The organism is Bacillus sp. NTK074B (assembly GCF_017303375.1).
GTDB lineage: Bacteria > Bacillota > Bacilli > Bacillales > Bacillaceae_B > Rossellomorea.
Genome location: NZ_JAFKOH010000004.1, coordinates 161,440 through 176,964 on the forward strand (window position 1 = coordinate 161,440; position 15,525 = coordinate 176,964).

A 15,525-nucleotide genomic window follows, 5' to 3' on the forward strand; every position below is an offset into this window, starting at 1 on the left:
ATAATAGAAAAACCATTCCTCCGCACACCCATAAAAAAAAGCAGTCCCACAACAGGACCGCTTTTCTTTCCATTTATTCTTTCACTGCCTTGCGCTTACGTCCACCGATCTTCCCTTTGATTTTCATCAGGATTTCGTAGACGATCGGCACGATGACAAGCGTCAAGAGCGTCGAGCTGGTCAATCCGCCGATAACGGTTACCCCGAGACCTTTCGAAATCAATCCGCTTCCTTCAAGTCCGAGTGCCAGTGGGAACAGTGCTCCGATTGTGGCAATGGCCGTCATAAGGATCGGGCGAAGTCGGGTGGAACCGGCTTCTAGCAAGGCTTCACGTGTGGATAGACCTTCGTTTTCTTTATGAATCACACGATCGATTAAAACAATCGCATTGGTGACCACGATACCAATCAGCATAAGTGCTCCGATCATTGAAGAAATACTGATTGTTTCACCCGCGATCAATAACGCTACCAATGCTCCGATAATCGTGAATGGCAGTGAGAACAGGATGGCGAATGGCGCAAGACCCCCGCCGAATGTGATGACAAGGATCAGGTAGACAATCGCAATCGCTGCAAGCATCGCTAATCCTAATTGGGTAAAGGATTCTTTGATGTCTTCCGTTACCCCACCCATATTCACGTCTATACCGGATGGGACATCCATTTCCTTGATTTCTTTTTGGATATCCTGGGATGCCTTCGAGACATCGTCGGTTTTCAGTTCTCCACTCACCTGAGCAAAGACTTTTCCGTCCCGACGTGAAACAGTATCGGACGTTTTACCTTCCTGGACTTCAACAACCTCTTTAATTGGAACCTCCACACCCAGCGGTGACTGGATGGTCTTATCTGTTAAGTCGTTGATGCTTTCATATTTTTCTTTCTCGACATCCAGATAGACATTCACTTCTTCTCCATCTTTTTCAATGGTCGTGAGGACCGGGCGCTGACGTGTTTGACCGAGCTCCATGGCGATTTGACCTGCTGAGAGGCCCAGTTCGCTCAGCTTTTCCTGATCGGCGATGAACGAGTACTCATCATAGGATTCAGAAATGCTTGATCCGACTTTTTTGAAATCCTTCTTGTCTTCCATCATGTCTTGAAGATCGTTGACAACAGGTTCGATGTCTTTCAGGGTTTCCCCGTACACGAACACGACAATCTCATTGCTTCCGGCACTTGCAGAGAAGTCCTGTGAAGCCCATTCCCCTTTGTCTGTTGCTTTTTGCAGGTCTTTGATGACCTTTTCTTTTTCTTCGGAGAAATTCTCTGTATCGTCTTTATATTGAACGTAGAAGATCGCATTATTGCTGCTCCCCGGACTCATCGGGTTTTCACCGCCGACAGAGTACTGAATGGTTTCAGCCCCTTTGCGATCTTGGAAGTACTCTTCTGCATCCTGAGCAATGCTTTGAACATCTTCTTCCGTTTGACCAGGGTCCGGTTTGTACGTCGCCATGATCATTTTCTCTTCATCTGATGGAAGGAAACTGACTCCAATGAACGGTACCAGGAATAAACTTCCGGCCAACATGGCAATGGCAAGGATCGATGTAATGATCTTATGGTTCAACGTCCAATTCAATACGCCCTTATACCAGTTCGCTAAACGGCTTTTCTTCTCTACATGTTTCTTGCCTACGCCCTTTTTAAACATAGAATGAGCAAGCATCGGTACAATCGTAACGGCTACAAGCAAGGACGCCAGTAGGGCAAACACAATCGTTAAGGCAAATGGAAGGAATAATTCCCCGATCATTCCCTGAACCAGCCCTAATGGAAGGAACACGGCAATCGTGACAATCGTAGAAGACGCAATCGGAACGAACATTTCTTTCGTTGCTTCCCGGATCAGGTCTTTTCCTTTCAGCATTTCACCTTTCAGGGACATCCTCCGATAGATATTCTCCACTACTACAATAGAGTCATCAATGACACGACCTATGGCGACCGTCATTGCCCCAAGGGTCATGATATTCAAGGTAATGTCCATCTGTTTCAGAAGTAAAATCGCGATTAATAAAGATAACGGAATCGATACGACGGAAATGAGCGTCGATTTGATATCCCGTAAAAACAGGAGGATGATGATGACTGCGAATACGGCACCGAATAAAGCTTTATTCAGCATGGTGCTGACAGATTCTTCGATCGGTTCTCCCTGGTCAAAGGTAGAAATGATTTCTACACCATCCATGTCTTTTTCAAACGTTTTGACTTTATCTTTGACGGCATTGACAACATCCACCGTATTGGCGTCTGCCGTTTTCACCACCTGAAGTCCGATGGATTCCTTTCCGTTTGTCCTGGAAATGGATTCTGCTTTACCAACGAGTTCAATATCAGCAAGATCTGAAAGTTGAATAGTTGGGATCTTCATGCCTGCAGGTGCTGCTCCAGCAGGAGGTGCTTGTGGCGTTTGTCCCTGTGCAGAAGGCTGTTGCTGCCCTTGTGCCGAGGCTCCACCAGTGCTTGGAGTCACAGGAATCTTCATTTCTCTTAAATCATCGATCGTGGTGATGTTCCCGTCGACCACGACGGATTTCTGGCTATCTTTGAACGTGTACAATCCCAATGGGGCCGTCACGTCCGAGCCTTTGATCATATTTTGTACCGTTTCTTCAGTAAGTCCATATTCTTGAAGCTTATCCTCGTCAAAGACAAGCCGGGCCTCTTGTACTTGCTGACCTGAAGCCTGTACAGAAGCTACCCCGTCCACTCCCTCGAGTTCCGGAACAATCGTATCTTCTACTGTAGATGTCAATTGTGCCAATGATTGGTCCTCATTTGCTACACTGAGAGCGATGACCGGAAAGGCGTTAAAGTTGAGTCTGGAAACGTCCGGCTCATTGACTCCATCCGGAAAAGGAAGATCGGAAAGTGCCTCTTCCACTTCGGTCTTGGCTTCATCCATATCCTTTGAAAACTTGTATTCTATCTGAACGGCAGAAGCATTCTGGTAAGAGGTAGAGCTGACGACATTTACCCCATCTAAATTCTTCAAGCGTTTTTCAATTGGTTCTGAAACCTCGGCTGCTACATCTTCCGGCGTGGCGCCAGGATACACGGTTGTCACACTGACAATCGGGGTGTTGATGTTCGGCAGGGTTTCGAGCTTCATATTAAATCCTGAATATAAGCCTGCCACAATGACGATGATCGTCATCAGCCAAACAGCAAACTTATTCTTAAGTACGAAATTAATAATACTGTTCACGTTGTATTCATCCCTTCTCTCTTAATCTGACCGACTAGTCATAACACAATCTAATATAACTGACCAAACAGTCATAAGTCAATATACTTATAAAAGAAAGGGTTTATTTTTTGTGACCAATCGGTCATAATATACGTAAGGAGCTTATCAAGGAGAGGAAAGCATGAAGGAAAAAGAAAAATTAATCATTGAAACATCCATTAAACTTTTTGCCACCAAAGGGTTTAACGCTACCTCCGTTCAAGAAATCGTGAACGAATGTGATATATCTAAGGGGGCTTTTTATTTATATTTCAAATCTAAGGAAGCCCTGCTGCTCGCCATCATGAATTATTATTTCAAAATGATCACGGATAAAGTGAACGAAATTGAAAACGAGGATTTGCCTCCATATGAGAAATTTCAGAAGCAATTAGAATGCCAGCTGATTGAAATCTGCAAACATAAAGAGTTCATCATCATGCAGATCAGGGAGAACGCCATGCCGTTCAATGATGAAATTCATGATCTACTAAGCGAGATGAAGATGAACACTCACCGGTATTATAGAAGAAGATTGTTCGGGATATACGGAAAGAAGATCGAGCCCTATTTCTGGGACATCACTATGATGATCCAAGGTTTTTTCCATTCTTATTTAGAACTTGTGATGCTGGATAAAATCAATTTGGACTTTTCATACCTATCCCATTTTATATTGAGACGAACAGATGACCTTGTGGATGGTTTGCTTAAAAGTGGAGATAGTCCGGTGCTATCCTTTGAAAAAATGGATGACCTGGTTAAGGATTTCACCTCTTCGATCAGAATCAATGAATCGACACTCGTTCATATGATCCAGGATGCACTGGAGGTGGTGGAGGAAGAGAATATCCGGATTTCCCTGGAAGTTATTAGAGAAGAAATACAAAAAGACGAAACCCGCCCCGTCGTCATTAAAGGAATGCTTGTGAATCTGGCTGAAGATCCTTCCATAAAGCATCTTATGAATGCTTTGAGACAGTTTTATCAAATACAATGATGAAAGACCCGCTTCCGACGCGGGCCTTTCACCATTTCCCTTATTCCCTAAAACTCCTGAATTTGCTCCGATTCATGTATGATTACTTCTTCTTTGGATTCTCCCACTGCTGTCCGGTACATGCCATAGGCAACCTGTTTGCCTGGAATGCTTCTGTATCGTTTCAACCTGCCTACCATGACAGGGCGGACCGCTCTCGAGAAGATTTCCCCCGCTTTTTCACCAAATCGAAATTCCTTCCTCTCCCCCATTAAAAGGGATGGCCTGAATATATGAAGGGAAGGAAAATGAAGTTCCTTCAATTCGTTTTCTAAGTTCCCTTTCACCTGACTATAAAAGAACCGAGACCCCGGATTCGCACCAATTGAGGAAATCACAAGGTACTGCTTGGCTCCGTGTGATCTCCCGAGCTTCCCAAGTTGAATGGGATACTCGTAGTCCACTTTCTTAAAGGCATGTTTCGTCTTGGCTTTCTTAATCGTGGTTCCGAGGCAACAAAACACATCATCAATTTCCTCATGGGGCAGAAGCTTCATCCCATCGAACGAAATGATTCGTTCATCAAGCTTCTCATGCTTCACCCCGCTATCCCTTCTCACAAAAGAAATCACTTTTGTGTATTCAGGACTCTTTAGAAGTATTTCCACCAGGTTGGAACCGACCAGGCCGGTCGCCCCTGCAACCAAGGCTATTCTTGGCATCTATCATCCCTCATTTCTATATCTATTCAGACAGAACTTTCCAGCTTCCGTAGTGGTGGACAGCGATTCCTTTATATGAAGAATATGTGCCATACTCGGCATCGACCCTTGCCAGCTCCTCATTCATGAACCCTTCCCCCTCTTCGTGGAATGTCAGGAAATCCCCTTCTGCAGAAGGGGCGGTTTCTACCCCCACTTTCACTTTTTTACCCGCAGAAAAGGCGTAATCCATTTCGTTCCTGATGAGTCCAATGATCCCATTCGATCCAAATGCCTGGTCCCGGTAAGCCATTACCCCTACTTCATCGGTTGTACGAATGATCCAGTGAGCAAGCTTGCCTTTCCCAAATTCATTATTGTACGATTTCTCATCAAACCAAAATGGTATATCCATTCCCAATGGAAGCTGAAGTGAATTCGAACGATCGACTGCTTCCATCACCATCTTCTGATAATTCAATACCGTCTTGCCATAGGCGCTTGTCCATCCCGATAAAAGGTAAGGCTCCACATCCAAATGAACACCCGAAAATCGTTGACTTTCACTTGCTTCGAGCTGGTATCCTTCCAACCAATCAAAAAATGCGAGAAAGGAAGAATGCCCCTTCAGGGTAACCCAGTCAGGTGCTCCGTCAAGTGCATACACCTCTATACCCTCAACATCCGCCATCGAAATAAATTGCTGATAGTGCTCCTTCCCAACAGCCGGGTTCACCTGCAGATACACTTCATCCACTCCACGGGTTTTTAGAAAATTAATGATTTCTTCTTTATTTTCTATGATTTCAACCGTATTCCAAAGCCACGTACTTTTTCCCATGCCTTCACCAGCTGCCTTTTCCTTTGATGGGAAAAACATAAAACTAACCAATACCAGACAAATACCCATCCACTTGAACATTTTGTTCATCTTTCATTCTCCTCTTTCCTGAGCCGGGGCTCTTATGAGGAGCCTGGCAGCCTGGCAACCATTCGAATCGATTAGGCCCATAGCTTTGCGTCCTTGCTTTTCAGCAAGTTTGCCTTTTTCAGTTTTTGTTTTATTCTTCCTCTTTAGTATAGTCCTTTTTTCACCGTTGAAAAGATGTAATTTTCCAAATTTAATCCGTGACAAAAATTGTCTTTTATGAATTCTTTCCGTTTCCTTTACAACTCTTTTCCCCCTGTGAGATAGTAGGACCTTGTGTTTTTCAATGAATATTAAAGGAGCATTTATACTATATGTCTAATAAGCATCATACATCCAAGATTGATTGGCCCGTATTTGCCATCAGTGGCGGTTTACTCATTCTTTTCGTTGTCGCGGCTTTTATTCGTCTCGATCGCGTCACTGCCTTTGTAAACAAAGGCTTCACCTGGTCTTCGACATACTTCGGGGCCTTCTGGCAAGTGTTAATGCTCGTTCATTTCATCGTAGCACTGTATCTTGCATTCTCTAAGTACGGAGGGGTCCGGTTAGGTTATATGGAAAAACCGGAGATCGGAACATTTAAATGGTTGTCGATCATCATGGCTACCCTGCTTGCCGGTGGCGGAGTGTTCTGGGCTGCCGCAGAACCTATGTACCACTTTATGACGGTTCCACCGATGCATAAAGGAGTCGATCCCATGACCGCCGGCGCCATCATGCCGGCATTGTCCCAAAGCTTCATGCACTGGGGTTTTCTTGCCTGGGCCATCCTGGGTACATTGAGTGCCGTCGTCATGATGTATGGCCATTATCACAGGGGGATGCCGATGAAACCCCGTACCCTTCTGTATCCTATTTTTGGGGAAAAACTTAAAAACAGCATCATTGGGACCCTTATCGATGCTTTTGCCATTATTGCAGTCGCAGCAGGTACAATCGGACCAATTGGATTCCTCGGTTTACAGGCAAGTTACGGTCTGTCTGCTCTTTTCGGGATCCCAGATCAATTCTCAACCCAGCTTGCAATCATTATCTGTTTAGTGGTCGTGTCGACCATTTCGGCTGCGACCGGCCTGCATAAAGGGATCCAAATCCTGAGTAATTTCAATGTACGATTGGCCTTGGGATTAATTCTATTTGTTCTAATTTTCGGTCCTGGAGGATTCATTGTTGATTCATTCATCTCTTCTTTCGGATTTTATGTAGATCACTTTATCCAGGTCAGCACATTCCGGTCAGATAAGAGCTGGTTGGGAAGTTGGACTGTGTTCTTCTGGGGATGGTTCATTGGGTATGGTCCAATGATGGCGATCCTTGTCAGCCGTATATCGCGAGGCAGGACCATCCGCCAGATCATCCTGGCCATTGCGATTATCGCCCCAATCGTGACTACCTTCTGGTTTACTGTTGTCGGTGGTTCCGGTATCTTTTATGAACTGCAGAATCCAGGAAGTGTATCACAGGAATTAACGAGTGGCGGAATGCCTGCAGCTATGATTGCCATTACCAATCAACTGCCACTTTCCGGGATTATTTCACCCCTATTTTTATTATTGACGATTCTTTTCGTTGTCACAACAGGAGACTCCATGTCTTATACGATTGCCATGGCCGTTTCTGGTGAAGGAAACCCAAAGGTATCACTGCGTGTCTTTTGGTCCATCCTGATGGGATCCATCGCAGCGATCCTTTTATATATAGGAGACGGTAGTGTAAGTGCACTCCAAAACTTTATCGTGGTCACCGCTGTTCCCGTTTCTCTACTATTACTTCCCATGCTCTGGGTAGCCCCTAAAGTGTCCCGTGAATTACTTGAGGAGCAATCTCGTACTAAATAAAGTTAAAGAAGCGTCCATCATGGAAGATGGGCGCTTCTTTATGTAATCCTTTATAACTCTTCATCTTCAAAAAACTGCTGTAATTTCTCCTCTTGTTCAGGACTCGCTTTCTCTGTCGCATAAGGATTATCTTTTACGCCTTGCGTATCGATATTTGTTTTGATGGCGAAAAACGGTCCTTTCGGTTCTTCTGCAATGATCCGGTCATTCAGCTCTTTAAAGTCCGGCATTTCTTTGTTTCCTTTATCCATTCCGGCTCTCTCCTTCGGGGTTGCTTTCCGTATTTTTATAGGCGATTAAGACGATGTCATCCGCTGTTTGCTGGCGGAGTTCACTTTCCACACTCTTCACTTTATCCAAGGCATCTTCAGACAGCTTCGCTACAGAAAAATCCTTCATATCCATTACTTCCTCTCTTATCCATTCTCATTTGCTTGTCCGATCACTTTCTCTCTCGATGACACCGTTTCCTTCCTCAATGGCATGATGTTCTTCCATTGATTCACCTGGTACGTATACCTGGCTCGGATTACGGCGCCGGTCATTCATCGTGAATTCCGGTTTTAGGGGAGCTTCCATCCATTTCGCGTCTAATTTCCCGTCACTTCTCATTTGCAACACCTCCATCCATTAGTATGGCTGGTGTCAATAGAATCATCCCACGCAAAAAAAGCGTCTGGGCATCGTTGCCCAAACGCTTTCCATATTCAAACCCACGTATAATCCCTTCCCCAACTCTCCCTGGCTAGGTCCTTGATCTCATCAACAATCTCATTTTCCACTGCGAAAGCATCACCCTGTTCGTACGGGTTGTAGTGAAAAGCATACAGTCGTGAGACAAATTCATGAAATGGGAGCGAGCATTCGCCTTCCAGCTCTCCGTTTTCCATAACAGAAGGCTCGATCCCCTGCCCCCAGTTTTGCGAACCGTCGTTGTTCGGGTTGTAGAAATAGATCCGGTATTCACCCACGGGATCTTGAGTGATCCGCAGAATCGACACGGCGTGGAATCCAAGGAGCTTCCCATGGACATTGGTAATGAAAATTCCCACCGGATTCGGGTAAATCAAACCGTAATCATCATTATATTCCGGATGATGAGTGGCATAAAACAGCCTCACAAAACCGGGGTAATCGGATATGAGTCCGGTTAAAGGATCTATCACCGTACTGAATCCCTTTTGGACCCAATCCCCGTAAAATTCCGGATTCACCCAGCGGTGCCCATCTTCCCCTCTAAGGGAGACCCGTCGCATCATCTCACTGTAAATCCTGTCAAGATGAGGGACGAGAACCAGTGAAACCGGGTCAAGCTCCTGATGCAGCTCAGGTGCAAGCCCCCCGCTTAAGTCCTTGGAATGCACAGGCGTTCCTTCAAACATGATATCGATATCCCCGTCTCTCGCCGCCCTTGGAATGAGTTCAAGTAAATACCCAGGGGCATGCTGGGCCCAGAGACTGATCCCACGGGCCGTTTGACAGGTCGGATTCAATCCTTGTCCGATTCCTATCGGCTGACCCAGGACACTGATCACACCTGCAAGCAGCACGGAATTGGCTGTAATCCCGTCACCCGCCCTACATGAATTAAGGAGGGTTTTCCTTACTTCCGCTCTGATATCAAGCTCGATCAGCCTTTTCAATCCCGGTGACACAGGGGATGAAGAAAGCACCCCACGTTCAAGCATGAGGGCAAGCCCGTAGACCGATTGCTTTGTGGCAGGATAAACCGCCACTTTTATCAACTGGAATACCAGCTCTGCATGTTCATCGAGGTTCGCCTTTCCTTTGTCATTTAATTGAAGGGCAGCCGGAACCAGGTTCTGCGCCTTTCTGCTCAAGAACCTCAGGAGAATCGCATGCTGAGGTGCAACCAATCCCGTTTCGCGCATGGACCGTGCGAAGGCTGTCGCTTCCCTCTCCAATTCCTCGTGAGAAAGTTCCATCAGCTTCTTGCGATATTCTCCCGGCTGCATGATCGTTTTACTCACCGGGGACGGACCTTCAATAGCGGAAACATACTTCTCCAGCACCAGTCGTTCCGCGACGCTAAGATCAGAGTGGAGCATTTTCTTTGCCGTTTCGATCATGGAAACGGTCCGTTTCACCATAATCGGCCGCTGAGCGGTCAAACGTTCGATTTCTTTGATCAGTGTGGTCGTAAGGGCTTGGTAAGACAGCTTATCGGATAGGAAGTGAAATAATTCCGTTGCCCTTTCACTTTGCTCCCCTCCTTCGATACGAGCTGCTTCCGTCGCTTCAGGGAACAGCAGGTTCAGATTCAGGACCATGACTTCGTTCAGGAAATCCTGCGCCATTTCATCACTGACATCAGGATGCTCATATTGAGCTTCTGCAATCGAGAGCATTCTTAGTTCGCTCAGGATCTCGATGATGGATGGTAATCCTTTTGCCTGAAGGGATCCGGCTACAAGAGGGGGTTGAAGCTTGGATGCTTTTTCCCATGGACCGTCCTGGAATACCCCCGCTTTCTCAAAGCGGCTGGCGCTTTGGTATAAGATTTCAAGCCCTTTATCTGTATCCAGTAACCTCTGGGCTTCCTGGTAAACGTCTGTTTGATACATTGATTTCGCAAATGAAGCCGCGCTTTCCAATTCGCCCAACGCTTGCAAAAATCGATCTTCCAGCTTTGACGTTAATTCAAATGCCATTTCAAAACTCCTTTATCGTTCAGATTATCGGATAGGCTGTTCTCTGAAGGGTGCACGGTCTACCATTAAATATAAAAATTAAATTGTTCGTATTCTTTCAATAAATCCCTCATGACTTCGCTATCTTCACCGAAGAAGAAGATCGTTCCATAATGGTTCCCGAAACCGATACGCTGGGCCACTTTCCCCTGCGCCGGACTGAACATATCATGCTTTTCGAAATAAGGATGGTTCTCCAGTTCATCGGGTACCTCAAGCTTCTCCACATAGTTCACATGAGGATGGACCATTAAACAACCTGCATGAGCCTTTGCCTTTTCTCCAGTTGAAGGGAAAAATTCACGAAGTTCCTCTTCTGTCGTATTCGGATCGCCACAAAGAATCTGCGCTTGATAGGCGTTGAATCCGTACGCCCGCTCAATCAGGTCAAAAATATGCCCTCCTGGCACCCTGGCCGCAACTTCACCAAAATGAAGGGTTCCATCGGACGTGATGAAATACTCAGGATGGATGACGCCGTATTCTATCTCGAACGCATCGATGAGCTGTTGTATCGCCTCACGGATGATTGGACGTTTCTCTTCAAGAGTTGGAGAGGCAGGTACGAAATTGGAATAACCCAATCGCACATACTCTGTTATATTTAAAAACTGGATCTTTCCTTTATGAATGAATGCTTCACAAGAGAATTCCTGACCGTCTAAATGACTCTCCATCAACAAGGGAAATTCAGATTCAGTGAGGGCATCGATATCTTCCGGATTCTCGATGGCCCGGTGTCCGACGGAGCCTGCTTTATCAAGAGGCTTAACGTGGATGGGGTCGTTCTTATCCCCCTCCACTTTCAAAAGTGCCTCATTCACACGTTTCAAAAAGCGCCTCACATCTTCTTTATCCCTTGCTTCTTCAAATACACCCACTTTGATTCCAGCAATTTGAGCTTTACGCTTCATCATCCCTTTATCCCTTAATAGGAGAGAACGGTTAAAGACGCGTGGTTCACTGCGGAAACGGGAGTTCAACGCCCCTGCCCACTCCACGCATTCTTCATATAAGGGAATCGCAACTTCTGCACCCAGGGCCTTCAGTTGTTTATATAGATGATCTGAGCCTTCATTCAATCGATCGAAGTCCCAACCGATAAAGGCAATGTCATGTTTTTCTGCGTAACCCTCGAAGTCAGGCGGACCCACAACAACGAAGGGTCTTTCAAGCTTTGTACACGCCTCGATGGCCGGCAGGCTCCAACCGATCAGTGCCGTTAAATAGGGTTTGGTTTTTTCTTTCACATTCTGCTTTGCCTGCTGCATTTCAAGTTGATCTAGTCCCATATCTTCCTCTCCCTTTTTCGCGTATTTATTCAGATTCACCTTTAGCATAACAAAGCACTCGTTGATAATGAAGGATTTTGCTGAATTTTCAATCTTTTCGACAAATAAAGTGTTAATGCGACTTTACCTGACACCACTTACACTAAGGTTATTGTAAATAAGGGCTGTTTTCGTAAACATTGTTGCTTTTGGATGTAACGAGTGGCGGTTGATTTCCGCTACAGGTGCTCGCTTTCCGCGGGGCGTGAGTTGAGCCTCCTCGGGCTTTACTGAGGAGGCTCGGCCGAACGTCCGTGGAAAGCGGGACTGTTCCCTTCACCCTCTTGCACCACAACTTAAATGACAGAGCATCGTAAATCTTGGTTGGTATGCGAATAGCAACAATCTTTGCGAAAACAGCCTAAATAAGAAAGGCACATTCCCAAATCGGGAATGTGCCTAGTTATCTTCATAAGTAAATATTAAAAAGAAATGCCTTCTTTCTTCGAGATGTCATCATTGATGATTACCACTCCACTGATTTTCCCCGGTTGAACATCCGGTTGAACGGACGGATTGGAAGGATACGTCTTCCCATCGAAGCGTAATTGTTTATACCCTCCTTTGATCCCTCCACCGGAAACATACATAATGATATTTTTCCACCCGTTTGTTTTCTCATCTTGAATTATAATAGGACTCCTGACCAATGAAAACACCGTGATGAGCTTATAGTCATTGTTCTCCTTTGTGAATAGGACGCCGCTGCATCCCCCGCTTCCGCACACAGGGAAACCAATTACATATACAAATGTTTCCGGCTGTTGATCTTCGTTTAGGTCGACATGATTATAATAGTATTGGACACGATCTTCCCCACGTTTCAGGTCTAATGCTTTACTAAATGCTTCCTCGAGCTTTGGATCAGGTACCGTTTCTGATTGAATATACTTCACATCGCTTACGTCGACTTTGTCACTTTCCTGATCAGGATGGGCAGATCCGTTTGAGCAGATGCCCATGTATAGAATGATCATGACCACCAAAAATCTTAACGTCATTTTCTTCATATGATCACCTCTATTAAAATGGATATCAGTAGTTTTACCACTTTAATTAAGATTATCTGAAGTTTCTTATTCCGTTCATAAAGAAAGCCCCTTGGCGCACTACGCGCAAGGGGCTTCATCGAAATGTTATTCACTTAAATCGACATTATGATAAACCTGTTGAACATCTTCCAGATCTTCAATCGCATCAATCATTTTTTCGAATTGAGACTGATCGTCTTCTGAAAGTTCAACATCATTCTGAGCAAGCATCGTAAGTTCCGCCACTGTAAACTCAGTGATACCGGCACCTTTAAATGCTTCTTGTACAGCATGGAATTGATCCGGCTCAGCATAAATAATCACGGCATCCTCTTCCTCGATGATGTCACGGGCGTCAACATCTGCTTCCATCAGGATCTCCATAGCTTCTTCTTCCGATTTCCCTTCAATCCCGATCACGGCCGTAGCATCAAACATATACGCTACAGATCCACTCACGCCCATGTTTCCGCCGTTCTTACCGAATGCAGCACGGACCTCGGAAGCTGTACGGTTTACGTTGTTTGTCAGAGCATCGACAATGACCATGGAACCATTCGGTCCGAAGCCCTCATAGCGTAATTCGTCGTAGTTCTCTTCAGATCCGCCCTTTGCCTTTTCGATGGCACGGTCCACGATATGTTTCGGCACACTGTATGTTTTCGCACGCTCAAGAACGAATTTCAGCGTCTGATTCAGTTCGGGATCCGGTTCTCCCTGTTTCGCCGCAACGTATATCTCGCGGCCGAATTTTGCATATATGCGGCTAGTATTGGCATCCTTTGACGCTTTCTTTTCTTTAATGTTATTCCATTTACGTCCCATTTTGTTTCACTCTCTTTCATTTATCTATGGATAGTTTCTGATCATAAAGGTATATTCGTTTCTATTATACATGAAAAGGGCACTTTTTGGCTAAGTGATTCCCTTCCATGGTTCTATCTAAAAGCTCTTTTAGTAAATTTGATTCCACACCTTAGAATAGTATGTTGGAGTTGATTTCCGCTACAGGATCCTCGCTTTCCGCGGGGCTTGAGGTGAGCCTCCTCGCCTGTGGGGTCTCACCTGTCCAGCTACGGCGGCCAGCCCCTCTATCTAGAAAAATCTCTTAAAGAAGGGGATGGAAAAGCAACTCTTGTATTTATACGTCCTCAAAAAAATTAAAACATTAGACAACGAACAAACATGAGGATAAATTCCTCCGAAAAAAAAAGCCGACTCAATCGAGTCAGCTTTCTTCCTGGTATGAACTGATTGCTTCGTATTCCTCTTCCAGTAAACGCGGAACACGGATGAAGATCGGCATCAGCTTCGTATAGGCTTCCGTCGCTTTGGGATCCGGCTGATGAGAATGAACGGATCCTACCATCTCTTTCACTTCTTCAAGAGAATCGATCATACCGTTTCCATACATACCAAGAACCACGGCTCCAAGACAAGAGCTTTCGAAGCTTTCCGGCACTTCCACTTCTTGATCGAATACGTCGGCAAGCATCTGGCGCCACAGTTTAGAACGGGCAAATCCACCGGTTGCCTGTACCCGTTTCGGCGTGCCGATTAATTCCTCCAGGGCGAGGAGCACACTGTATAAGTTCATGACGATCCCTTCAAGGACCGCACGTATCATATGCTCTTTTTTGTGATGCATTCCAAGCCCGAAGAATGATCCCCGCGCTTTCGCGTTCCAGAGGGGAGCACGTTCTCCCGCCATATAAGGGTGGAAGAGAAGTCCTTCAGATCCCGGCTCCACTTTGGAAGCAATGTCCGTGAGCACTTCATAAGGATCCTTCCCTAATCGCTTCGCCACTTCGACTTCTCCTGAAGCAAGTTCGTCACGGACCCACCTGAAGATCATTCCGCCATTGTTCACAGGTCCTCCGATCACCCAATGATGATCCGTCAAGGCATAGCAGAATATACGGCCTTTCGGATCTGTCACTGGACGGTCGGTCACGGCTCGGATCGCCCCACTCGTCCCGATCGTCACAGCCACCACGCCAGGTTCTATGGCATTCACGCCAAGATTTGATAGAACTCCGTCACTTGCTCCAACAACAAATGGTATATCAGCAGGCAATCCTAGCATTTCTGTATATTCGGACTTTAACCCTACCAGCCTTTCAGTTGTAGAAACCGGAATCGAAAGCTGATCCTTCGCTACACCTGCCACTTTCAGGGCTTCTTCATCCCATTCCAGGTTTTCCAAATGGAACATCCCTGTTGCAGACGCGATGGAGTAATCGATGACATATTTACCGAACAAGCGATGGAAGACAAACTCCTTAATCGAAATGAATTTTGCAGCTTTCCCAAACAATTCCGGTTTCTCATCCTTCAGCCAGGCAAGCTTCACAAGAGGTGACATCGGATGGATCGGGGTGCCGGTTCTTCTATAGATTTCTAATCCGTTCATTTCTCTCTTTATTTTTTCCGCCCATGCAGCACTGCGGTTATCCGCCCAGGTAATGGAAGGGGTCAAAGGTTGATCATTCTCATCCACAAGGATCAAACTGTGCATAGCAGAGCTGAATGACACAAACGAGATCGTTTCTTTCGTACTCACAGCCACTTCCTTGATGCACTTCATGACCGCCTGAAAGATTTCCTCAGGGTCCTGTTCAGCCGTCCCCGGCGTCGGTGTATGTAATGGATATTCGATCCCATGACGATGGATCGCTTTTCCTTGTTTATTAAAAAGTACCGCTTTAGTACTTGTGGTTCCGATATCGACACCAATCATGAATTCTGACATCTTCGTTCCT

Annotated in this window: 13 protein-coding genes and 1 riboswitch; of the genes, 2 read left to right on the forward strand and 11 right to left on the reverse strand. The window is 45.7% G+C overall.

Annotated features, from left to right (window positions below):
• Positions 1-73: 73 nt before the first annotated feature.
• Positions 74-3,220, reverse strand: coding sequence for an efflux RND transporter permease subunit (locus tag JI667_RS08810; RefSeq protein ID WP_206852193.1), 3,147 nt, complete (start codon positions 3,218-3,220; stop codon positions 74-76).
• A gap of 163 nt (positions 3,221-3,383) precedes the next feature.
• On the opposite strand from JI667_RS08810, the gene JI667_RS08815 reads away from it, so the two are divergent.
• Positions 3,384-4,241, forward strand: coding sequence for a TetR/AcrR family transcriptional regulator (locus JI667_RS08815; protein WP_206852196.1), 858 nt, complete (start codon positions 3,384-3,386; stop codon positions 4,239-4,241).
• A gap of 47 nt (positions 4,242-4,288) precedes the next feature.
• On the opposite strand, the gene JI667_RS08820 is transcribed toward JI667_RS08815, so the two are convergent.
• Positions 4,289-4,942, reverse strand: a complete 654-nt coding sequence (locus tag JI667_RS08820; RefSeq protein ID WP_206852198.1) for an NAD-dependent epimerase/dehydratase family protein — start codon at positions 4,940-4,942, stop codon at positions 4,289-4,291.
• A 22-nt stretch (positions 4,943-4,964) separates the two neighbouring features.
• The gene (locus JI667_RS08825; RefSeq protein WP_206852199.1) at positions 4,965-5,852 is read right to left on the reverse strand and encodes an amidase; all 888 of its coding nucleotides are present in this window, start codon (positions 5,850-5,852) and stop codon (positions 4,965-4,967) included.
• A gap of 42 nt (positions 5,853-5,894) precedes the next feature.
• A riboswitch (cyclic di-GMP riboswitch) is annotated at positions 5,895-5,976 on the reverse strand.
• Between the two features lie 187 nt (positions 5,977-6,163).
• On the opposite strand from JI667_RS08825, the gene JI667_RS08830 reads away from it, so the two are divergent.
• The gene (locus JI667_RS08830; protein WP_206852200.1) at positions 6,164-7,690 is read left to right on the forward strand and encodes a BCCT family transporter; all 1,527 of its coding nucleotides are present in this window, start codon (positions 6,164-6,166) and stop codon (positions 7,688-7,690) included.
• 50 nt (positions 7,691-7,740) lie between these two features.
• Here the strand turns inward: JI667_RS08830 and JI667_RS08835 are convergent, their stop codons facing one another.
• The 8 genes from JI667_RS08835 to gntK form a co-directional block, all read right to left on the reverse strand.
• Positions 7,741-7,941, reverse strand: a complete 201-nt coding sequence (locus tag JI667_RS08835; RefSeq protein WP_206852209.1) for a hypothetical protein — start codon at positions 7,939-7,941, stop codon at positions 7,741-7,743.
• Complete coding sequence (locus JI667_RS08840) at positions 7,934-8,089, reverse strand: hypothetical protein (protein WP_206852210.1); 156 nt, start codon at positions 8,087-8,089, stop codon at positions 7,934-7,936. The genes JI667_RS08835 and JI667_RS08840 overlap by 8 nt, the downstream gene beginning before the upstream one ends.
• A 27-nt stretch (positions 8,090-8,116) precedes the next feature.
• Positions 8,117-8,302, reverse strand: coding sequence for a hypothetical protein (locus JI667_RS08845; RefSeq protein ID WP_206852212.1), 186 nt, complete (start codon positions 8,300-8,302; stop codon positions 8,117-8,119).
• A gap of 95 nt (positions 8,303-8,397) precedes the next feature.
• Positions 8,398-10,362 (reverse strand): hypothetical protein, encoded by a 1,965-nt coding sequence (locus JI667_RS08850; RefSeq protein ID WP_206852213.1) that lies wholly within the window; start codon positions 10,360-10,362, stop codon positions 8,398-8,400.
• Between the two features lie 65 nt (positions 10,363-10,427).
• Positions 10,428-11,693, reverse strand: a complete 1,266-nt coding sequence (locus tag JI667_RS08855) for an ATP-grasp domain-containing protein (protein ID WP_206852214.1) — start codon at positions 11,691-11,693, stop codon at positions 10,428-10,430.
• Positions 11,694-12,154: 461 nt separating this feature from the next.
• Positions 12,155-12,742, reverse strand: coding sequence for a hypothetical protein (locus JI667_RS08860; RefSeq protein WP_206852215.1), 588 nt, complete (start codon positions 12,740-12,742; stop codon positions 12,155-12,157).
• A gap of 126 nt (positions 12,743-12,868) precedes the next feature.
• Positions 12,869-13,588, reverse strand: a complete 720-nt coding sequence (locus JI667_RS08865) for a YebC/PmpR family DNA-binding transcriptional regulator (RefSeq protein WP_206852216.1) — start codon at positions 13,586-13,588, stop codon at positions 12,869-12,871.
• A gap of 403 nt (positions 13,589-13,991) precedes the next feature.
• Complete coding sequence (gene gntK, locus JI667_RS08870) at positions 13,992-15,503, reverse strand: gluconokinase (RefSeq protein ID WP_206852476.1); 1,512 nt, start codon at positions 15,501-15,503, stop codon at positions 13,992-13,994.
• Positions 15,504-15,525: the final 22 nt, after the last annotated feature.